The following is a 523-nucleotide window of genomic DNA, read 5'->3' on the forward strand; positions in this document are numbered from 1 at the left end:
CGTTGCCAGGCCTGTTCCAGCGGCTGCACGAACAGGGTCTGGCCGACCCCGCCCCACTCCGCCCCCAGGCTGGCAGCGATCAGGCTGCCGTAGGCACGGGTGTCGGTGAGGTCGACGCTTTTGCCCTGAAACACGGTTTGCGCCAGGGCCTGGGTCATTTCCTGCGGGTCGGCGGCGTTGCTCACCTGCTGCAGTTTCAGGCGTACCCGGGTGACGCGGGTGAGGAAGGCCTGCAGGCTCAGCCGGTCGTTGTCGTTCTTGCCTTCGGCCTCCTTGCCCAACAGGGCCAGCAGCGGGCCAAAGGTGGCGTCCAGCGGGCCGCTCGTGCCGGGGGCCTGTTGGTCGATCAGCGGCACCTTGTCCTGGGTTATCAGTTTCTGCGCCGAGTGGATCAACGACGCGCCCAGGGCCGGGCCGCGAGTGCCGGCCTGGCCCTGATACGCCAGGGTGTTCATCAGCGCGATCAGCGGCGACTGACGCACGTCGCTCATCATGGTCAACTGGTCGATCACCTGATCCAGGC

1 protein-coding gene is annotated in these 523 nt (G+C 67.3%); it reads right to left on the reverse strand.

Annotated elements, in window-relative coordinates; all coding sequences use genetic code 11:
• A partial coding sequence (locus AC1DNI_RS22760; RefSeq protein WP_477693525.1) for a hypothetical protein occupies nucleotides 1-523 on the reverse strand: 523 nt, incomplete at both ends.

It is taken from the genome of Phyllobacterium sp. 01N428 (assembly GCF_056399405.1).